The sequence below is a fragment of the Blautia sp. MCC270 genome (assembly GCF_018785605.1).
Classification (GTDB): Bacteria; Bacillota; Clostridia; order Lachnospirales; family Lachnospiraceae; genus Blautia_A; species Blautia_A fusiformis.
Genome location: NZ_WQQD01000016.1, coordinates 115,671 through 136,763 on the forward strand (window position 1 = coordinate 115,671; position 21,093 = coordinate 136,763).

17 protein-coding genes and 1 pseudogene are annotated in these 21,093 nt (G+C 44.7%); 16 read left to right on the forward strand and 2 right to left on the reverse strand.

What is annotated here, in order from left to right:
• Nucleotides 1-131: 131 nt before the first annotated feature.
• The 4 genes from GPK58_RS05930 to GPK58_RS05945 all read left to right on the forward strand — a co-directional run bounded on the left by GPK58_RS05930 (nucleotide 132) and on the right by GPK58_RS05945 (nucleotide 5,206).
• Complete coding sequence (locus GPK58_RS05930) at nucleotides 132-302, forward strand: hypothetical protein (RefSeq protein WP_015525206.1); 171 nt, start codon at nucleotides 132-134, stop codon at nucleotides 300-302.
• Nucleotides 299-1,306: a LacI family DNA-binding transcriptional regulator gene (locus GPK58_RS05935; protein ID WP_114001584.1), complete on the forward strand. Its 1,008-nt coding sequence runs from the start codon at nucleotides 299-301 to the stop codon at nucleotides 1,304-1,306. Before GPK58_RS05930 ends, GPK58_RS05935 begins: the two co-directional genes overlap by 4 nt.
• A 217-nt stretch (nucleotides 1,307-1,523) precedes the next feature.
• Entirely contained in the window at nucleotides 1,524-3,200 is a 1,677-nt protein-coding gene (locus GPK58_RS05940) for a glycoside hydrolase family 13 protein (protein WP_114001585.1), read from the forward strand.
• 14 nt (nucleotides 3,201-3,214) lie between these two features.
• Nucleotides 3,215-5,206 (forward strand): glycoside hydrolase family 31 protein, encoded by a 1,992-nt coding sequence (locus GPK58_RS05945; protein ID WP_022426496.1) that lies wholly within the window; start codon nucleotides 3,215-3,217, stop codon nucleotides 5,204-5,206.
• Nucleotides 5,207-5,423: 217 nt separating this feature from the next.
• On the opposite strand, the gene GPK58_RS05950 is transcribed toward GPK58_RS05945, so the two are convergent.
• Nucleotides 5,424-6,653 (reverse strand): dicarboxylate/amino acid:cation symporter, encoded by a 1,230-nt coding sequence (locus GPK58_RS05950; protein WP_015525202.1) that lies wholly within the window; start codon nucleotides 6,651-6,653, stop codon nucleotides 5,424-5,426.
• Between the two features lie 253 nt (nucleotides 6,654-6,906).
• Between GPK58_RS05950 and leuS the strand changes: the two genes are divergently transcribed.
• The 6 genes from leuS (at nucleotide 6,907) to GPK58_RS05980 (ending at nucleotide 14,918) form a co-directional block, all read left to right on the forward strand.
• Nucleotides 6,907-9,324, forward strand: a complete 2,418-nt coding sequence (gene leuS, locus GPK58_RS05955) for a leucine--tRNA ligase (protein WP_022426495.1) — start codon at nucleotides 6,907-6,909, stop codon at nucleotides 9,322-9,324.
• A 342-nt stretch (nucleotides 9,325-9,666) separates the two neighbouring features.
• Nucleotides 9,667-11,028: a radical SAM protein gene (locus tag GPK58_RS05960; protein WP_021652633.1), complete on the forward strand. Its 1,362-nt coding sequence runs from the start codon at nucleotides 9,667-9,669 to the stop codon at nucleotides 11,026-11,028.
• A gap of 91 nt (nucleotides 11,029-11,119) precedes the next feature.
• The gene (locus GPK58_RS05965) at nucleotides 11,120-11,776 is read left to right on the forward strand and encodes a TVP38/TMEM64 family protein (protein ID WP_015525198.1); all 657 of its coding nucleotides are present in this window, start codon (nucleotides 11,120-11,122) and stop codon (nucleotides 11,774-11,776) included.
• 78 nt (nucleotides 11,777-11,854) lie between these two features.
• Nucleotides 11,855-13,141: a chloride channel protein gene (locus GPK58_RS05970; RefSeq protein ID WP_092069962.1), complete on the forward strand. Its 1,287-nt coding sequence runs from the start codon at nucleotides 11,855-11,857 to the stop codon at nucleotides 13,139-13,141.
• A 147-nt stretch (nucleotides 13,142-13,288) separates the two neighbouring features.
• Nucleotides 13,289-13,492 carry a hypothetical protein gene (locus GPK58_RS05975; protein WP_015525195.1) on the forward strand — a complete coding sequence of 68 codons (204 nt, stop codon included), beginning with the start codon at nucleotides 13,289-13,291 and terminating at the stop codon, nucleotides 13,490-13,492.
• Nucleotides 13,493-13,679: 187 nt separating this feature from the next.
• Nucleotides 13,680-14,918, forward strand: coding sequence for an AGE family epimerase/isomerase (locus GPK58_RS05980; RefSeq protein ID WP_118752684.1), 1,239 nt, complete (start codon nucleotides 13,680-13,682; stop codon nucleotides 14,916-14,918).
• A gap of 176 nt (nucleotides 14,919-15,094) precedes the next feature.
• On the opposite strand, the gene GPK58_RS05985 is transcribed toward GPK58_RS05980, so the two are convergent.
• Nucleotides 15,095-16,846 carry an Rqc2 family fibronectin-binding protein gene (locus GPK58_RS05985; protein ID WP_173740294.1) on the reverse strand — a complete coding sequence of 584 codons (1,752 nt, stop codon included), beginning with the start codon at nucleotides 16,844-16,846 and terminating at the stop codon, nucleotides 15,095-15,097.
• Nucleotides 16,847-16,995: 149 nt separating this feature from the next.
• On the opposite strand from GPK58_RS05985, the gene GPK58_RS05990 reads away from it, so the two are divergent.
• From GPK58_RS05990 to pgsA, 6 genes and pseudogenes are all read left to right on the forward strand, one after another.
• Nucleotides 16,996-17,874, forward strand: a complete 879-nt coding sequence (locus tag GPK58_RS05990) for a YicC/YloC family endoribonuclease (protein ID WP_015525190.1) — start codon at nucleotides 16,996-16,998, stop codon at nucleotides 17,872-17,874.
• Nucleotides 17,875-17,919: 45 nt separating this feature from the next.
• Nucleotides 17,920-18,192 (forward strand): DUF370 domain-containing protein, encoded by a 273-nt coding sequence (locus tag GPK58_RS05995; protein WP_110104113.1) that lies wholly within the window; start codon nucleotides 17,920-17,922, stop codon nucleotides 18,190-18,192.
• On the forward strand, nucleotides 18,185-18,805 hold the full coding sequence (gene gmk / locus GPK58_RS06000) for a guanylate kinase (RefSeq protein WP_215638350.1): 621 nt from the start codon (nucleotides 18,185-18,187) through the stop codon (nucleotides 18,803-18,805). Before GPK58_RS05995 ends, gmk begins: the two co-directional genes overlap by 8 nt.
• A 53-nt stretch (nucleotides 18,806-18,858) precedes the next feature.
• Nucleotides 18,859-19,113: pseudogene (gene rpoZ / locus GPK58_RS06005) on the forward strand (DNA-directed RNA polymerase subunit omega); the annotation flags it as partial.
• A gap of 100 nt (nucleotides 19,114-19,213) precedes the next feature.
• The gene (rimO, locus tag GPK58_RS06010) at nucleotides 19,214-20,551 is read left to right on the forward strand and encodes a 30S ribosomal protein S12 methylthiotransferase RimO (protein ID WP_021978070.1); all 1,338 of its coding nucleotides are present in this window, start codon (nucleotides 19,214-19,216) and stop codon (nucleotides 20,549-20,551) included.
• The gene (pgsA, locus tag GPK58_RS06015) at nucleotides 20,535-21,074 is read left to right on the forward strand and encodes a CDP-diacylglycerol--glycerol-3-phosphate 3-phosphatidyltransferase (protein ID WP_015525184.1); all 540 of its coding nucleotides are present in this window, start codon (nucleotides 20,535-20,537) and stop codon (nucleotides 21,072-21,074) included. The genes rimO and pgsA overlap by 17 nt, the downstream gene beginning before the upstream one ends.
• The last annotated feature ends 19 nt before the right edge of the window (nucleotides 21,075-21,093 follow it).

Genomic DNA, 21,093 nt, shown 5'->3' on the forward strand with positions numbered 1-21,093 from the left:
AGAGTTGACAGGCTGCAGCATTTGCTGTAGCCTGTTTTTAGATGCGTTCGTGAATAAGCAGTCAGAAAAACGAATTGCGCTCATACAGGTTATTGAAGTATGAGCAAAAAAGAAAAGAGAGAGGACAAGAAATGTTAGTATGTGATTATATCGTGGAACAGATTGACGGAGATTATGCACATTTGAAGCGTGTGGATCAGCCGGAGGAGGAACTGAAAGTAGTTGCCAGAGCATTACTTCCGGCAGAAATCTATGAGGGCTGTGAGCTTCATTATGAGCTGATGCAGTATTCAATGAAATGATAAGGCTGCAGGATATCGCGGATATGGCAGGTGTCAGTCGTACAACCGTATCCAATGTGATCAATGGAAATACAAAACGGGTTTCACAGAGCACCATTGACCGGATCACGGCGATTCTGAAGGAGCAGAATTATGTTCCCCACATGGGATCTGTGATGCTATCCGGACACGGCTCAAGGATCATTGGAGTGGTTCTTGGTTTTTCCTTCATTCATGGTATGCAGTCTCTGCAGGATTCTTTTGTGGGAGAGATCACCGGAACGCTGCAGGTCGAAGCAGAAAACAGAGGCTATTATATTATGCTCATTGGCGGTGAACGGATCGATAATGTGGTAGATATGGCATCCCGTTGGAATGTAGAGGGTCTTATCATTATAGGGTATAATGAAGAACAGTATCATCAGCTTTCCAGAAAGCTGAATAAAAAAATGGTATTGATCGATGCCTATCCGAAGGGTGGATATAGCTTTCAGAATGTAGGAGTGGATGATTATTCCGGCGGATATCAGATTGGGGAATATCTGCATTCCTGTGGATACCACCGGGCACTTTTTGTTGCGGAAACAGAGCAGGACAGTGATTATGCCAGATGGCTTGGATTCAAACAGGCTATGGAAAAAAATGGCGGCTTCTGCAGCCGCTCCCGCTATGTGGTGGTTCCCCAGGAACCCCGGCGCAGACTGAAAAAATATGAAGAGCTGCTGCCTCATTTTCTGGAGACAAAGGCTCTGGCATTTTCTTCGGATTACACAGCTGTGGAGGCCATCAATTTTTTTACAGACAGGGGAATCCGGATTCCGGATCAGATTTCCATTACCGGCTTTGATGATAATTTTTATGCGCAGATCGTCAGGCCAAAGCTGACCACCATTCATCAGGATGTTCATCAGAAAGCACTTCTGGCCTTGCGGAAGCTGCTTCTTATGGCAGAGGGAAAGGAACCTGCCGAAAAAAATGTAAAAAGCCCTGTCTGGCTTGTAAAGAGAGATTCTGTAAAAGAGTAGCAGGATCTCTTTTTTTATGTTGTGATGACTTTTCCTGGTGCCTCTCCGGAATGTGGTGGGAATTCTTTCGCCGGACAGTAGTGCTTTATTGTTAAAACTGCATAAAAAAAACAGAAAAGTTTGGCAGTAATTTAAGTTTCACGAGAAACCTGTTGATTTTAAAGGGTGGATAGGATATGCTGATTTCAGAATCAACAGAAAAAGGAGGCAATTTACCATGAAAAAAAACTGGTGGAAAGAAAGCGTGGTATATCAGATCTACCCGAGAAGTTTTAAGGACAGCAACGGAGACGGAATTGGTGATATTCCCGGGATCATAGAAAAACTGGACTATCTGAAAGAACTGGGAGTAAATGTTCTCTGGATCTCACCCATGCTGGAATCTCCGCAGGATGACAATGGCTATGATATTTCCGATTACCGCAGGATCTATAAAGAATATGGAACCATGGAGGATTATGAAAAGCTTCTTGAAGAAGCGCATAAACGGGGCATTAAGATCCTCATGGATCTGGTCGTAAACCATACTTCCGATGAACATAACTGGTTTATTGAAAGTAGGAAATCCAAAGATAATCCTTACAGGGATTACTATATCTGGAGAGAGCCGGTGAATGGAAAAGAACCGAATAACTGGGGAAGTGCGTTCGGAGGACCTGCATGGGAGTATGATCCTCAGACAGAGATGTATTATCTTCACCTGTTTTCAAGAAAACAGCCGGATCTGAACTGGGAAAATGAAAAGGTTCGTCAGGAAGTTTACGATATGATGAATTTCTGGTGTGAAAAAGGAATCGACGGTTTCCGAATGGACGTGATCAGCATGATCTCCAAGGATCAGTCATATCCGGATGGAGAAATGAATGGAGGATTATACGGTGATTTTGGTCCTTACTGCGTCCATGGCCCGAGGATCCATGAGTTTCTTCAGGAAATGAACAGAGAGGTTTTATCCCGATACGATGTGATGACAGTTGGAGAAACCTCCGGTGTGACTATCGAAGAGGCACAGAAATATGCAGGTGAGGACAGGAATGAGCTGAACATGGTGTTTCAGTTTGAGCATGTAGAGGATCAGGGATCAGACCATGGTAAATGGACTACCGAGAAATACGATTTCCAGGAATTTAAAAAGGTTATGATCAAATGGCAGGAAGAGCTTGCGGGAAAAGCATGGAACAGTCTGTTTCTTGGAAATCATGACCAGCCAAGAAGTGTTTCCAGATTTGGAAATGATAATCCGGCATACAGGGAAACTTCAGCCAAGATGCTGGCAACCTGTCTTCATATGATGCAGGGAACTCCTTATGTTTATCAGGGAGAAGAGCTTGGAATGACCAATGCTTATTTTACAGAGCTTAAGGATTATCGTGATATCGAGAGTATTCAGTATTTCCATGAATATACAGAAGCAGGTATTTATACACCGGAATATATGATGAAGTGCCTGATGCTGAGAGGACGTGACAATGCCAGAACACCAATGCAGTGGGAGGATTCTCATCAGGCCGGCTTTACGGAGGGAACGCCATGGATCAGGGTAAACTCTAATTATAAGGAGATCAATGCGAAGCAGCAGCTTTCAGATCCGAATTCTATTTTCCATTATTATCAGAAGCTGATCCGTTTAAGAAAAGAAAAACCGGTGATCGTTTACGGTGTTTTTGAGGCACTTTACAGAGATCATGATCAGATTTTTGCATATACCAGAACCCTTGAGGGAGAGAAGCTTCTCACAGTCTGCAATTTCAGTGAGCATGTGGCAGAAATGGAAATTCCGGAAGAATTTCAGAAAAATGCAGAATGTCTGATCACAAATCTTGGAAGAAAGGATTTTGGAAAGAAAGTGGTCCTGAAACCTTATGAGGCATTTGTTCTTTACAGAAATCTGTAACAGGAGAGGGAAAAATGATAAAAAAATATGTATATGGAGAGCCCTTTGAGACTGAGGCACTGACAGAAAACATTGAGACAGCAGAAGGAAAGCCAGGATATGGAGAAATCTGTGCAGAAGATGGATTTTCTTTTACTTATATCATGGATGAAGAGGATATCGTCTACGGATTGGGAGAATCCAACCGCGGTATCAATAAGAGAGGATTCATTTACACCAGTAACTGTACCGATGATCCGGAGCATACAGAGGATAAACATTCCCTGTACGGTGCACATAATCTTATCATTGTGTCCGGAAAAGAAACCTTTGGAATGTTTTTTGACTATCCGGCAGCGATCACCTTTGACATTGGCTATACCAGAATGGATACCATGAAGGTAACCTGCGAAAATGCAGACCTGAAGCTTTATGTGATCGAAGGGGAGAGTCCCTATGATATTGTAAAGCAGTTCCGTCATGTGATCGGAAGAAGCTATATCCCGCCGAAATTTGCCTTTGGATTTGGCCAGAGCAGATGGGGCTATACTACAAAAGAGGATTTCCGGAAGGTTGCAGCTGGATATCGTGAAAATCATATTCCTATTGATATGATCTATATGGATATTGATTATATGCAGTCTTATAAGGACTTTACATTAAGTGAAGAGAATTTTCAGGATTTTCCGGAATTCGTAAAGGAACTGAAGGATCAGGATATCCGTCTGATTCCGATCATCGATGCCGGCGTCAAGGTAGAGCCGGGATACGATGTTTATGAGGAGGGTGTCAAAAACCGCTACTTCTGCCAGAGAGAGGACGGCAGTGATTTTGTAGCTGCTGTATGGCCGGGGGATACTCATTTTCCGGATGTATTGAACAAAGATGCCAGAAAATGGTTCGGTGACAAATACCGTTTCCTGATCGAGAAGGGAATCGACGGTTTCTGGAACGATATGAATGAGCCGGCGATCTTCTATTCCACAGAGGGAATGAAAGAGGTCAAAGAGCTTGCAGGAGAATTTGCAAAAGATACGGAAGGAAAGATCCATATCTGGAAGATGCAGAGTGCACTTCGCAATGTTGCAAACAATCCGGAAGATTATCGGAGATTTTACCATAATGTGGATGGCAGAAAGATCCGGCATGACAAAGTCCATAACCTGTTTGGCTACAATATGACCAGAGCAGCAGGGGAGGCTTTTGAACGGATCGATCCGGAAAAACGTTTTCTGATGTTCTCCAGATCATCCTATATTGGTATGCATCGTTATGGTGGGATCTGGACCGGCGATAATAAATCCTGGTGGGCTCATATCCTTTTGAACCTGAAGATGATGCCATCTCTGAATATGTGTGGTTTCCTGTATGCAGGAGCAGATCTGGGTGGATTTGGTGCTGATACAACAAGAGAACTGCTGCTTCGTTTCCTGGCACTTGGAGTATTCACACCGCTGATGCGTGATCATACAGCGATCGGTACCAGAGAGCAGGAATGCTACCAGTTTGAAAATGTGGAAGATTTCCGTCATGTGATCGGTGTAAGATATCGTCTTATTCCGTATCTTTACAGTGAATATATGAAGGCGGCTCTGAACGATGATATGTATTTCCGGCCGTTGGGCTTTGTTTATCCGGAGGATAAGATTGCTGTACATGTGGAAGACCAGCTGCTTCTTGGAAATGAGATCATGATCGCTCCGGTTTATGAACAGAACGCAAGAGGCCGTTATGTATATCTTCCAGAGGAGATGAAGTTTGTGAAATTCCTTCCGGATGGAACCATTGCAGAGGAGATCCTTGAAAAGGGTGTTCATTATGTAGAGGTGGCACTGAATGAGATTCCGTTGTTTATCCGGAAGGGAAAATGTATTCCGGTTGCAGAAGCAGCGGAATGTGTGGCAGCTCTGGATACAAAAAATATGCAGCTTCTCGGATATGAAGGTGCGGAGTATACCTTATATGAGGACGATGGGGTCCATAAGGATTACGACAGAGAAGAAAATTACCGTGTTCTGAAAAAATAAAGTCAGCAAAATGAAATATAAATTTCTGTGTTACATCATTTACGTTAAACAGTATAAAGAATACAGGATGTGAACAGTTGATAAACAGAAAAGCCGTAAGTATATGTGAAAGTTTCTTAAACATATATCTTACGGCTTTTGCTATTGTTGCTTTACATAAGATGTTTTATGTAAAGCAATTCGCATTCTGTTTAAATAACACTTCAGAAAGATTTGTTTATGCTTCTTCCTCAATCTGGATAACATTTTTCAGTACAGAGCAGCATGCCATGTCACCGATAACATTGACACAGGTGGCGCCCATATCACAGAGGGTATTGATGCTGATATAAACACCAAGAACTCCGGCAGGAAGTCCGGCCATAGTTGCCAGTGCTGCGAAAGATGCGATAGCACCACCGGGAACACCTGGAGTACCAACGGAAAGCAGTACGTTTGCAAGAAGGATAATGATCATAAGAGGAATACTTACATGGATCCCGCAGGCGTTTGCAAAGAACATGATCATAAAGGACATCAGGATAGATACAGCATCCATATTAACGGTAGCACCAAGAGGAATGGCGATGCTGGTGATCTGGTTGGATACGCCCATTTCTTCTTCCATACACTGCTTGCTTAATGGAATGGTTGCGGAGCTTGAGCAGGTTCCGAAGGCGTTCAGTGCTGCTGGCAGGATCGCTTTCAGGAATTTCAGCGGACTCTGTTTGCCGATCAGCTTTACAGAGAAACCATACACTACAATAGCGAAGCCAAAGAATGCCACATACAGAATGACAAGCTGTGTTGCAAGGGAAATGATCGTTTCAGTTCCGTTGGCTTCCACAACCGGTACGATGGTACAGAAAACACCGATGGGTGTAAAGTACATGATGGTTGTGATGATCTTCAGGCATACTTCATTGATGGAATCAATCAGATTAAGGAATGGAGTTCCTTTTTCACCGACTGCGATCAGTGTGAAACCGATGATCAGGGCAAACACCAGAACCTGGAGCATGTTTCCGTCAGCAAATGCGGCGATTGGGTTGGAAGGGATCAGGTTTTTCAGGGTGTCAAGGATACTGCTCATTTCTGTAGCCTGGATATCGGCTGTTGCCATCTCAAATTTGACTCCCTTTCCGAGATGGATCAGTCTCGGGATGATCAGTCCGCACAGGCTGGCAAGTGCCGTTGTGCAGAGAAAATAGATCATGGATGCTGCAGTGATCTTGCCGGTAGTACGTGCGTTTCCGATGGAACAGATTCCAATGACAATGGAACAGAAGACCATGGGAAAGATCATCATGTTCAGGGCGTTCATGTAGATACTTCCGATCAGACTGGTCACAGTGAGGACAGGTTCAAACCGTCCGGCCAGGAAAAGTCCTGTGAGGATACCCAGGATCAGTCCTGTAAAGATCGCACCGGTAATATGCTTCCGGTACCAGGAATAAAAAGATTTCATTTATGCGTTCCCTCCTAAGATAAATATGTATGGTATGTATAATATAGGAAAATACATGCAGGAAATTATATCATGTGAAAAAAGAAGCGTCAACTAAACCAGGCCAGGATTGCAGGTTCATGTATATTTTGATGGAAAAAGGCTGTTTTTGGATTTTTGTTTGACAAATACATCATAAGTAGTTAAAATTAATAGCAGTGTGTGAAAGCATTAAAGTATTAATACTGAGTAATTTGTCAGGAGGAATAAAAAAATGGCTGCACCTTATAACCATAGAGCCATCGAAGCGAAATGGCGCACAAACTGGGAGAAAAAGCCGGTAAATGTCAATGATGGCAAGAAACCGAAATACTACTGTCTGGATATGTTCCCGTATCCGTCCGGAAACGGTCTTCATGTAGGACACTGGAGAGGCTATGTGATCTCTGATGTATGGAGCCGCTATAAAATGCTCCAGGGTTATTACCTGATCCATCCGATGGGATGGGATGCTTTTGGTCTCCCGGCTGAGAACTATGCCATCAAGATGGGTGTTCATCCGGCAGTATCTACAGCAGCAAACATCAAAAATATCAAACGTCAGATCAACGATATCGCAGCGATCTATGACTGGGATATGGAGGTTAACACAACAGATCCGGAATTCTATAAATGGACACAGTGGATCTTTGTAAAAATGTTCAAAGAGGGGCTTGCATATGAGAAGGAGTTCCCGATCAACTGGTGCCCTTCCTGTAAGACAGGTCTTGCAAATGAAGAGGTTGTAAACGGATGCTGCGAGCGTTGTGGCACTCCGGTTACCAAAAAGAACCTCCGTCAGTGGATGCTCCGCATCACAAAATATGCAGACAGACTTTTAAGTGATCTGGATAAACTGGACTGGCCGGAGAAGGTTAAAAAGATGCAGACAGACTGGATCGGCAAATCCTACGGCGCAGAGGTCGATTTCCCGGTTGAGGGAAGAGAAGAGAAGATCACGGTCTATACAACAAGACCGGATACTCTTCATGGAGCAACATTCATGGTACTTGCACCGGAGCATGCTCTTGCAAAATCTCTTGCAACAGACGAGACAAGAGAGGCTGTAGAGAAATATATCTTTGATGCTTCCATGAAATCCAATGTAGACCGTCTTCAGGATAAAGAGAAGACCGGTGTGTTCACAGGTACTTATGCGATCAATCCGCTGAACGGCGAGAAGCTTCCAATCTGGCTTTCTGACTATGTACTTGCTGATTATGGTACAGGTGCTATCATGTGTGTACCTGCTCATGATGACCGTGACTTTGAGTTCGCAAAGAAATTCGATATTCCGATCATCCAGGTTATCGCAAAAGATGGTAAAGAAATTCAGAATATGACAGAAGCTTACACAGAGGCTTCCGGAACCATGATCAACTCCGGTGAGTGGAACGGAATGGAATCTTCCGTACTGAAGAAGGAAGCACCGCATATCATCGAGAAGCTGGGTATCGGACGTAAGACTGTCAACTACAAACTGAGAGACTGGGTATTTTCCCGTCAGCGTTACTGGGGTGAGCCGATCCCGATCGTACACTGCCCGAAATGCGGTGCGGTACCGGTACCGGAGGATCAGCTTCCGTTAAGACTTCCGGAGGTAGAAAGCTACCAGCCGACAGGAACCGGAGAGTCACCGCTTGCAGCTATTGACGAGTGGGTAAATACCACATGCCCATGCTGTGGTGCTCCCGCAAAACGTGAGACAAACACCATGCCTCAGTGGGCAGGATCTTCCTGGTATTTCCTCCGTTATGTAGATAATAAGAATAATAAAGAACTGGTTTCCAAAGAGAAAGCTGATAAATATCTGCCGGTAGATATGTATATCGGTGGTGTAGAGCATGCTGTTCTTCATCTTCTGTACTCCAGATTCTACACCAAGTTCCTGTATGATATCGGAGCTATTGATTTCGATGAGCCGTTTGTCAAGCTGTTCAATCAGGGTATGATCACAGGTAAAAACGGAATCAAGATGAGTAAATCCAAAGGAAATGTTATTTCACCGGATGATCTTGTAAATGATTACGGATGTGATTCCTTACGTATGTATGAGCTGTTCGTAGGACCGCCGGAACTGGATGCAGAATGGGATGATAGAGGAATCGATGGTGTATCCAGATTCCTGAAACGTTTCTGGAATCTGGCTCTTGACAGCATTGAGAAAGATATCCCGGCTACCAAAGAGATGGAGAAGACCCGTCATAAGATGGTATACGATATCACCAGCAGACTTGAGGCCTTCAGCCTGAATACCGTAGTGTCCGGATTTATGGAATACACAAACAAGCTGATCGCTATCGCAAAGCAGAACGACGGCGCTGTTGACAAAGAAACCATCGAGACAGTTACCATTCTTCTTGCGCCATTTGTTCCTCATATTGCAGAGGAGATCTGGGAGAAGCTTGGTCATGAGGATTCCGTTTTCCATGCACAGTGGCCGGCTCACGATGAGGAGCTTATGAAGGATGATGAGATCGAGGTTCCGGTTCAGATCAACGGCAAGACCAAGGCTGTTATCAGTATTCCGGCAGAAATCTCCAAAGAAGATGCGATTGCCGAAGGAAAGAAGGCAGTTGCAGATAAGATTTCCGGAAATATCATCAAAGAGATTTACGTACCGAAGAAGATCATCAATATCGTAGTAAAGTAATAAGATAAATCAAAAACACCCGAAGCAGGGCGGAAGATATTTCTGCCTTTGCCAGGGTGTTTTTTATATGGATAAACATCGTGAAGTAAGTATGCACAAAAATAACTAATGTTATTTAGAATAAATGCCAATAATATTTAGGCATTTTAACAGATTTGCCTAGTTTTTGGTCATGCCAATTATATTGTCTATTGTTATTCAAATGGAAAAAACGTACAGTAACACCATGAGTCAGGCAAAGATAGTAAGAAAGCTTTGGTACTCGAAATGCAGTGTGACGGAATGAAGATGTCCGTTTAGCTAGATTGCATATTTACATTGAGAGAAATAAGGAGAGATAGTATGAGCGCAATGAACACACTTAAGAAATTCGGACTTGAACAGGCATTCAATTATGTTTATAAAGATCCGGATAAGAATTTTATCAAGATCATGGACTGGGCAGATAAATTTTCCGGTGGTGGATTTCCTACACAGAGAGCAATGATCCGCGCAGCCATTTCTAATCCGGAACATCCGTATTATCCGTTTATTCATAGATTGGTAACTGATATTGATCCGCATGTTATGAAAACTCTGGTTGCAAACTTCTTTATCAATGCAAATCTTGCAGGCTGGAAGAAACAGGATGAATGCCGTGAGAAATATGGCTGTAATATCCCGTGGGCAATCCTTCTTGACCCAACAAGTGCATGTAACCTGCACTGTACAGGATGCTGGGCAGCAGAGTATGGAAACAAGCTGAACCTCACCTACGATGAGATCGATGACATCATCCGCCAGGGTAAGGAGCTTGGCGTTTATATGTATATTTACACAGGCGGAGAGCCACTTGTAAGAAAAAAGGATCTGATCCGTCTTTGCGAGAAACATAATGACTGTATCTTCCTTTCCTTCACAAATGCAACACTGATCGATGAGGATTTTGCAAATGATATGCTTCGGGTAGGAAACTTTGTTCCTGCAATTTCACTGGAAGGATTTGAGACTGCAACAGATGGCAGAAGAGGAAATGGTGTATACCAGAAGGTTATCAAGGCCATCAATCTTCTCAGAGAGAAGAAGCTTGTATTTGGTATCTCTGCATGTTATACGAGTGCAAATTTCGAGTCTATCACATCAGAGGCATTTTACGACAGCCTGATCGATCTTGGAGCGTACTTTATCTGGTATTTCCATTATATGCCGGTTGGAAATGATGCAGCACCGGAGCTGCTTCCTACTCCTGCACAGAGAAGAGAAACCTATGAGCGTATCCGTAAATACCGTGCAACAAAGCCGTTGTTTGCCATGGATTTCCAGAATGATGCAGAGTTTGTGGGAGGATGTATTGCAGGCGGCCGTCGCTATCTGCATATCAATGCAAACGGCGATATCGATCCATGTGTGTTTATCCATTATTCTGATTCCAATATCCGCGAGAAAACACTTCTGGAAGCACTGCAGTCTCCGATGATGATGGCATATCATGACGGACAGCCGTTTAATGACAATATGTACCGTCCATGCCCGATGCTTGAAAATCCGCAGAAGCTGAGAGAAATGGTAGAAAAATCCGGAGCACATTCCACAGATCTTCAGTCACCGGAGAGTGCAGAGCATCTCTGTGCGAAATGTGACCGGTATGCTGAAAACTGGAAGCCGGTAGCAGAGGAAATGTGGAAGGAAGACCAGGAGAGAAAGGCAGCGAAGAAAGGCTGCTGATCCTGAAACTTAAAAAAGCAGAACTTATGAAAGAGCACGGTACCGGAAATAGGTGCCGGTGCTCTTTTTTTGAAAACGGAGGGATCAGACCATGAAAAAAATGATTGATAACATCAGAAAATATCTGCCGGCGGTGCTCCTTCTTGTGCTTCTCCTTTTCTGTATCCGTTATAGAGAGGATCTGTCTGTGGAAAGGATCTTAAGCTATACACCGGAGGAACCTGTTAAGGCTGCATTACTTATGCTTGGGCTTTATGCAGTGAAAAGTGTCTCTTTTATATTTCCAATTGCGATCCTGCAGCTTGCTGTAGGGCATCTGTTTTCTACAGGAACAGCACTTCTGGTGAACTTTCTGGGAAGAGCAGTCACATTGGCACTTCCATATTGGATGGGACGCTTCTCAGGTGCATCCATGGTGGAAAGTCTTACAGCTAAATATCCGAAACTGAAAACAGTAGTAGATTACCAGAACGGAAATTGCCTGTATATTTCATTTTTTATGCGGACATTGAACTTTTTACCGGGAGATGCTGTGAGTCTGTTTCTCGGAGCTGAAAAGATTCCATTTGGAACCTATATGGCAGGTGGCGTGCTTGGAACGCTGCCGGGAGTTATTCTCGCTACAATATTTGGAGCAAATATCAAAAATCCGAAGTCTCCGGCATTCTGGCTCTCCGCAGTGCTTCTTGTGATGATCAGTGTATTCTCGATCCTGATACACAGGCATATTTCACGGAAGAAAAAATAACAGGGCTTTCTCTTCCTGCTTTTACTGAGAGGAAAAATGTAGTATAATGCAGACAGTAAAGAAAAGAAGGGAAGGAACATGGGGATCGATCATAACAAAAGATTAAAGGAACATTTATATTATTACAGTGCAAGAATCAGCCGGGATATCTCAAATCTGATCAAGTGGCTGGTTTTTGCTGTCATTACAGGATGTATCGTAGGTGCTGCCAGCACACTGTTTTCTTTTACGTTGAAGGCAGTGACCAGTTACCGGAAGGCGCATGAATGGATTTTTCTTTTGCTGCCATTATCCGGACTTGTCATTGTATTTTTGTATGAGAAGCTTGGAAAAGAGGATGGAGGGACCAATCAGGTTCTTTCTACCGTGCGTTCCAGAGATGATGTGCCAATCCTTTCTGCGCCTCTGATCTTTATCACAACGGCGCTGACTCATCTTGCCGGTGGTTCTGCGGGACGTGAGGGAGCAGCGATCCAGCTTGGAGGAAGTATTGCCAACCAGCTTGGAAGATGGATCCATCTGGACGAGGAGGACCGTCATGTAATTGTTATGTGCGGCATGAGCGCGGCGTTTTCCGCATTGTTTGGAACACCGATGGCAGCGGCAGTTTTTGCGCTGGAAGTGGTCAGTGTGGGCGTGATGTATTATGCAGCACTGATGCCGTGTATGATCGCGTCATTGATTGCTTCCGGATTTGCAGCCGGAATGGGAGTCACACCTGAAAGTTTTCATGTGACGGATATTCCGGCACTGACTGTGGAAACTGGCCTGAAAATGGGAGTGATCGCTCTGGGCTGTGCAATTGTCAGCATTATGTTCTGTATTGCGCTGAATGGTGCAGCAGGACTTTATGGCAGATGGTTTAAGAATAAATATGTCAGGGTTGCAGTGGGCGCCTGCCTGGTCATTGTTGTCACCTTTATTCTGAGAACAGATGAATATATGGGCGCTGGTGCGGAGCTTATTGAAAAAGCGGTGGAAAACGGACAGGCGGATACTTTCGCCTTTTTCTGGAAAATGGTGCTTACAGCACTGACTATGCGCGCAGGATTCCGCGGGGGAGAGATCGTACCTTCTTTCTGCATTGGAGCTACCTTTGGCTGTGTGATGGGTAATCTTATGGGAATTTCTCCGTCGATCTGTGCAGCCTGCGGAATGGCAGCAGTTTTCTGCGGTGTGACCAACTGTCCGATCACTTCGATCCTGATCGCTTTTGAAATGTTTGGCTTTAAGGGAGTATCCTTCTATCTGATCGCAGTATCTATCAGCTATGCAGCATCGGGATATTATGGCCTTTACAAGGATCAGACCATTGTGTACTCCAAATATAAAGCAAAATATGTGAACCGACATACCAGATTCTGATATAGAACGAAATGTGAAGGGGTGTGTATACTGGCATAATATCTTATGGAATACCGCATGGACATGGCTGGAAAATATCTGGACATCTGCGGAAATCTGATGTAATATATTAAACGTTAGTATTTACAGAAAGGCAGATTTTAAGGTATGGAAGAGAAGATTCTTGATTTTATCATGGAGTATGCACAGGAGAATGAGGGAGTCCCGTTTCAGGTGATCGAGGAGAATTTTAATATCGTTATGGATGATAAGCTGAAAGATATCATCAGTGATGCGATCTGGGACAGAGACAATGTTTCTGATGTGATCATGGAAAGTGAGCGTTATGTGATCACCTGTTTTGAAGATTAATACAGGACTATCTGTGACCGTTACGGTAATGGAATTAAGAAATCTGATATGAGGAGAATGCATATAGGGCATTCTCCTTTTTTCGTCAATCTGTCAAAAGAATCCAAAAGAATCTAAAAGAATCTAAAAGAATTGAAGTTCCCTAAAAAGAATGATATCCTAAAGAAAAACAGATGGGGTGGTTGAAATGAACAGCAAATATGAGATCAGCACAAAAGAAAACCGGGAATTTCTGAAAGCATCCTGTGAGGAGCTTTTGAATTTCGGGCATCGGTTTCCTTCACCGAATGGAGGTTCCTATTATCTGGGGGACGACGGAACACCATGGAAGGACAGAAACCGGGAAACCTGGATCACCTGTCGTATGGCGCATGTATACAGTCTGGGTCTGATGCTTGGCCATGAGGGAAGCGAAGAGCTTGCGGATGCGGCATTGAAAGGTCTGAAGGGAGAGCTTCACGATGAAAAAAACGGTGGCTGGTATGCAGGTGTAACACCGGAAGGAGATATTGTGCCCAATAAACAGTGTTATGCCCATGCATTTGTGATCCTGGCTGCATCTTCCGCACTGACAGCCGGAAGGCCCGGGGCGAAAGAGCTCCTTGAAGAGGCATTGGCTGTTTATGACCGACATTTCTGGAATGAAGAGGAGGGGCTGGCCTGCGATACCTGGAATACGGAATTTACCGTGCTGGATGATTACCGGGGATTAAATGCCAATATGCATACGGTAGAGGCTTTTCTGGCAGCAGGAGATGTCACCGGGGATAAAAAATATCACATTCGTGCAGGCAGGATCATTGATCATGTGATCCAGTGGGCAGAAGATAACTCCTGGAGGATCCCGGAACATTTTACGAAGGAATGGGTGGCAGATCTTGACTGCAACCGTGACCGTCCGGATGATCCGTTCAAGCCATACGGCGCAACACCGGGACATGGAATCGAATGGGCAAGGCTGATCACACAGTGGACGCTTGCAAACTGTGGAGAAGAGAAAGAAAAACTGGAAAAATATCTTCAGGCAGCAGAGAAACTTTACACAACAGCAATAAAAGACGGCTGGAACGCAGATGGTGCACCGGGAATTGTATACACGACAGATTGGAATGGCAAACCGGTGGTACATGACCGTATGCACTGGACTCTTGCGGAAGCGATCAATACCTCTGCAGTTCTTTATCAGGTGACCGGTAAGCAGAAATATGCGAAAGATTATGCTGCGTTTATGAAGTACCTGGATGAAGTGGTCATGGATCACGAAAACGGCTCCTGGTTTCATCAGCTGGATGAGCAGAATCATCTGAAAGGAACCGTATGGCCCGGAAAATCCGATCTGTACCATGCACTGCAGTCTACACTGATCCCATATCATAAAGCAGATACGTCTATTGCACCGGCAGTGAAGAAAAAACTGGAGATCTGAACAAAATCGTTTTGCGATTTTTGTTCGTGAGCATGTAACGAAGCGGAGTGCGAATGTTCAATAAAAAAACTTCCTGTGTTTACAGAAAAATTTCTCAGGACAGATACTTGCAGAGATACAGGTATCCGGTCTTGAAGAAATAAGAAAACACAGGAAGGTTTTTTGTTGAATAGTTATTACTCCGTAACCTCTTTCAGATCCGAAATATCCGGAGAAGCCATGAGAGAATAATTGGTGTAATAAACAACGAAACCGGGTTTCGCACCGGCAGGTTTTTTCACATGCTTTTTCTGGATATAATCGATTTCTACCTTGGGAGCAGAGTGTCCTTTGGAGTACCAGGCGGCCAGGCGGCCTGCTTCTTCGAAGGTACGGTCCGGAAGTTCACCGTCTTTGGTGCGGACGATCACATGGGAACCAGCCATTTTCTTTGCATGGAACCACCAGTCATTTCCGGTTGCGAACTTGAAAGTCAGCTCATCATTCTGGAAATTGTTTTTTCCCACATAGATATCAAAACCGTCACTGGATATGTAGTGGAGCGGTTTGGATTTCGGCTGGGCTTTCTGGCCTTTTTTGTTTGTGTAGTGACGTTTGATATAGCCGTACTCAGTGAGCTCTTCCTTGATCTGGGAAAGGTCACTTTCAGATCTGGCGATATCCAGAGCATTGGAGATAGATTCCAGATGAGAGATCTCACTTTCCGTATCTGTGATCTGTTCTGTGACGGCTTCCTCTGTACGCTTTAGCTTTCCGTATTTATCAAAATATTTCTTGGAATTCTGTGCCGGAGTCAGTGTCGGGTCAAGAGGGATAGTGATCTCCTCATTGGTGTAATAGTTCAGTGCCGTAAAGGATCTGCAGCCTTCCTCAAGCCCGTATCCGTAGGTGTTGATCAGTTCACCGTAGACCTTGAATTTATCTTTTTTTGCAGTATCATTCAGCTGCTTTTTCTGGATGTTGTATTTTTTTCGGTTACGTTCCAGAGCGGTCTGTACTACACGGCGAAGATCGGAGGATTTCTGGTGGATACGTGTCAGCAGACTTTTGGTAGCATAATAGGTCTCCAGCATAACAGAGACACTGTCAAAGATTTCGCTGCGGTATTCACTGCCAAACTGCTGATAAGGAAAGACACCGTATTCCACAGGTTCCTCTCCGCGGTAGACAATATTTGGGGTGAACTCTCTGTTCCGGATCTGTTCCATAAGGCGGAGAAAGGTATGATAAAGATGGGTGCAGGCTGCCTCATCTAGGGACTGCGATGCATCGCTTCCGTCAATGGATGCACGGTAGCAGATCTCCTCAGCCATTACCGGGCTCATACCTGTGAGTGAAGTGTAAAGCGCCTTGGAAATATTCACAGGCTTTTTACAGATGTGCTGTGTGAACTCCTCCTCGGAAACAGTCAGCGGATTTTCTTTATCCCTAGTATTGGGAATGAAATATTCTCTTCCGGGAAGAACCTCACGGACAGAGCTCATATGAGAAGAGACATGTTTGATGCTGTCCAGGATCATTCCCTTTTCGTCACAGAAGATGATGTTGCTGTGCTTGCCCATCAGTTCCATGATCAGACGCTTTCTGCAGGGATCCCCCAGCTCATTAAGATGCTCCAGCTCAAATTCCACCACGCGCTCCATTCCAGGCTGCTTCACATCAAGGATACGGGCGCTTCCGATGTGCTTTCTGAGAAGCATGCAAAAGTTCGGCGCGGTTAAAGGACTGATACGGTTCTTATCTGTAAAATAGATCAGAGGAAGGGATGCGCTTGCACTTAAGAGAAGACGTTTCTGTCCATTTGCGCCCTTTCCTGTGATCAAAAGTTCATCGTTCTCCGGCTGGGCGATCTTGTTGATACGTCCGCCTTTTAAATTATCATCGATCTCTGCCACGAGAGCAGAAACTGTAATTCCGTCAAATGCCATGATTTTACCTCCATTTCAACATCAATCATTATAACAGTAAAAAAAGAGTTTGACTAGGGTTTTGGAATGAACTATAATAAATCTGTATGCAATCAGTTACTGTATTTATCAGCAGCTGATAAACTTAAGAGGCAGTATTGGAGGATAACATGATAAAAAGTATGACCGGCTTTGGCAGGGCAGAAGCAGTTTCCAGAGAGCGTAAGGTTTCTGTTGAACTGAAATCCGTCAATCACAGATATCTGGATCTGAACATCAAAATGCCGAAAAGACTCAGCTATTTTGAGGGAGAGATCCGAAATGTGATGAAGACTTATATCCGCCGCGGCAAAGTCGATGTGTTCATCACCTATGAAGACTATACAATGGGCGGAATGGCTCTGAAATACAATGCAGAGCTGGCAAAGGAATATCTGGGCTATCTGAACCAGATGAGTGAGGAACTGGGGATCGAAAATGATATCCGTGTTTCCACACTTTCCAGATATCCGGATGTGTTTACGATGGAAGAGCAGGCTCCGGATGAGGAAGAGCTCTGGAATTTTCTGGAGGGTCCGCTTCATGAGGCTTGCCGGAAATTTGTGGAGACCCGCCAGCGTGAGGGTGCTAATCTGAAACAGGATCTTCTTGGGAAGCTGGACGGACTGGAAGCAAAGGTCGATGTAGTGGAAAAACGTTCTCCGGAAGTAGTGAAGGCTTATCGGGAGAAACTGGAAGCCAAGATGCACGAGCTACTTGAAGATAACCAGATCGATGATTCCAGGATCGCCGCAGAGGTGATACTTTTTTCAGATAAGATCTGCAATGATGAGGAGACGGTACGTCTTCGAAGCCACATCCACGGAATGAGAAAGATCTTGGATGAGAACGAGGGCGTGGGGCGTAAGATGGATTTCATGGCACAGGAGATGAACCGTGAGGCGAACACTATCCTGTCTAAATCCAATGATCTTATTGTATCCAACGCGGCCATCGATCTGAAGACAGAGATCGAGAAGATCCGTGAGCAGATCCAGAATATCGAGTAACCGGACAGGAAACAGGCTGTACACAGACAGAAAGGGAGAGCGTAAATGGCGAAACTTATTAATGTAGGCTTTGGAAATGTTGTCAATTCACGCAAGATCGTGGCTGTGGTAAGTCCGGATGCCGCTCCTGTAAAGCGCATGATACAGAGTGTCAAAGGGACCCGAACTCTGATCGATGCCACACAGGGAAGAAAAACAAAAGCAGTGATCGTTACTTCCGATGATTATCTTGTCCTTTCCGCTCTGCAGCCGGAAACCATTGCCAGGAGATTTTCGGAAGCGTATGGAGAGGAAACGAAGGAGGAAGGAAATGAGTAAGGGAATTTTAGTTGTTGTTTCGGGCTTTTCCGGTTCCGGAAAAGGTACTGTTATGAAACGGCTGATGGAAAAATATGACAATTATGCATTATCTGTTTCTGTTACTACCAGAAATCCAAGACCAGGCGAGAAGGACGGAGAGGCTTATTTCTTCCGCACAAAAGAAGAATTTGAACAGCTGATCCGGGAAGACGGACTGATCGAGTATGCACAGTATGTGGAGAATTATTATGGCACACCCCGCAGATATGTAGAGGAGCAGCTTTCCGCAGGGAAAGATGTGATCCTTGAGATTGAGATCCAGGGTGCCATGAAGATCCGTGAGAAGTTTCCGGATACACTGCTGGTATTTGTATGTCCGCCGTCTATGGAGGAGCTAAAGAACCGTCTGGTAGGTCGCGGAACAGAGACTCTGGATGTGATCAACGGGCGTCTCAGAAGAGCGGTTGAAGAATCCAGAGGAATGGATAAATATGATTATCTCCTGATCAATGATGATCTGGAGGAATGTGTTGATACACTTCATGAGACCATCCGGTGTGAGCGCATGCGTACATCCAGGAATCATGATTTTGTATCCAGGATCCAGAAAGAAGCGGAAGCTTTTTTATAAATACCAATTAACAAGTTAAATACGGCCCTGCCGTTACAGAAGGGAGAAAAGATATGATACATCCATCTTATTCAGAATTAATTGAGGCTATCAACACAAACAACGAGGACGACGATGAGGCTCTCGTGCTGAACAGCCGTTATTCTCTTGTACTTGCAGCAAGCAAACGTGCCCGCCAGCTGATCGCAGGAGCAGAGCCGCTTGTACCGGGTGCAGCAGGAAAGAAACCGCTTTCCGTTGCCATTGATGAGCTTTACAAGGGCAAAGTAAAGATTCTTCCCGGACAGGAGGAAGAGGAAGAGCTGGAGGCTCTTGAAGCTGAGAAGGAGGCTCTTGAGGCAGCAGAGGGCGAGACCGCAGAAGGCACTGAGACTGCAGAAGCAGCTCAGACAGAAGCGGAGTAATTTTATGAAAATATTATTCATCTCTCTTGGCTGTGACAAGAACCTGGCGGATTCTGAGGAAATGCTGGGACTTCTTACAGCCGGAGGTCATGAGATCACAGACGATGAAACACAGGCAGATGCAATCGTGATCAATACCTGCTGTTTTATCAAGGATGCCAAGGAAGAGAGTGTGGAAACCATTCTTGAAATGGCAGAATACAAAAAAACAGGAAGCTGCCATGCACTGATCGTTACCGGCTGTATGGCACAGCGATACCAGAAAGAGATCATTGAGGAGGTTCCGGAGGTCGATGCTGTTCTTGGAACTACATCCTACGGCGACATCGTAAAGGCTCTGGAGGAAGCAGTAGCTGGAAATCATTTCGAAGAATTCCGTGATATTGATTATCTGCCGGATACAGGAAGCAAACGTGTCCTTACAACAGGTGGACATTTCGGCTACCTGAAGATCGCGGAAGGCTGCGACAAGCATTGTACCTACTGCATCATCCCGAAGCTCAGAGGTAAATTTCGAAGCGTCCCAATGGAGCGCCTCATTGCCCAGGCAGAGGATATGGCTGAACAGGGAGTGAAAGAGCTGATCCTGGTAGCACAGGAGACCACCGTTTACGGAAAGGATCTTTACGGCAAAAAATCTCTTCACATTCTTTTAAAGAAGCTCTGTGAGATAAGAGGTATCCGTTGGATCCGCATCCTTTACTGTTATCCGGAGGAGATTTACGATGAACTGATCGAAACCATTCGTGATGAGAAGAAGATCTGTCATTATCTGGATATTCCGATCCAGCACGCATCGGACCGAATTCTTAAGAGAATGGGCCGCCGTACTTCCAAACAGGAACTGATCGATATTGTCGGAAAGCTCCGTAAGGAGATTCCGGATATCGTACTGCGTACAACTCTGATCACCGGATTTCCGGGTGAGACGGAGGAAGACCATGAAGAACTGAAGGAGTTCGTAGATGAGATGGAATTTGACCGTCTCGGTGTCTTCACTTACTCTCCGGAGGAGAATACCCCGGCAGCAGAGATGGCAGACCAGGTTCCGGAAGAAGTGAAGGAAGAACGCAGAGACGAGCTGATGGAGCTTCAGCAGGAGATTTCTTATGACAGAGGCCAGGACCGTATCGGACAGGAACTTCTTGTTATGATCGAAGGAAAAGTTGCAGATGAAAGTGCCTATATCGGACGTACCTACGGGGATGCACCGAAGGTTGACGGATACATTTTCGTTCAGACAGGCGAACTGCTTATGACAGGTGATTTTGCAAAGGTACGTGTGACAGGTGCGCTTGAGTATGATTTGATAGGAGTGCTGAGCGATGAATACACCGAATAAACTTACAGTTGCAAGAATGATACTTGTACCATTTCTTGTAGTTTTCTTACTGACAGGCTGGGGAGGAGAAGCAAACCGCTGGATCTGTCTTGCGATTTTTGTCGCAGCAAGTGTGACAGACTGGTTTGACGGTCATCTTGCCAGAAAATATAACCTGATAACCAATTTTGGAAAATTTATGGATCCGCTGGCAGACAAGCTTCTGGTATGCTCTGCCATGATCTGTATGATCGAGGTTGACAAGCTTCCGGCATGGGTTGTGATCATTATCATCGGACGGGAATTTATCATTAGCGGTTTCCGTTTGATCGCAGCGGAGAACGGAATTGTCATTGCCGCAAACTACTGGGGAAAATTCAAAACCGTTTCCCAGATGATCATGATCATACTTCTGATGCTGGATTTCGGAGGTGTTTTTGCAGTGCTGACACAGATATTTATCTGGCTGTCCGTTGCACTGACCATTATCTCCCTGCTGACTTATATCATGCAGAACAGAAAGGTCCTTTCCATGCAGGAGTAGGGATCAGAGTATACGAAAG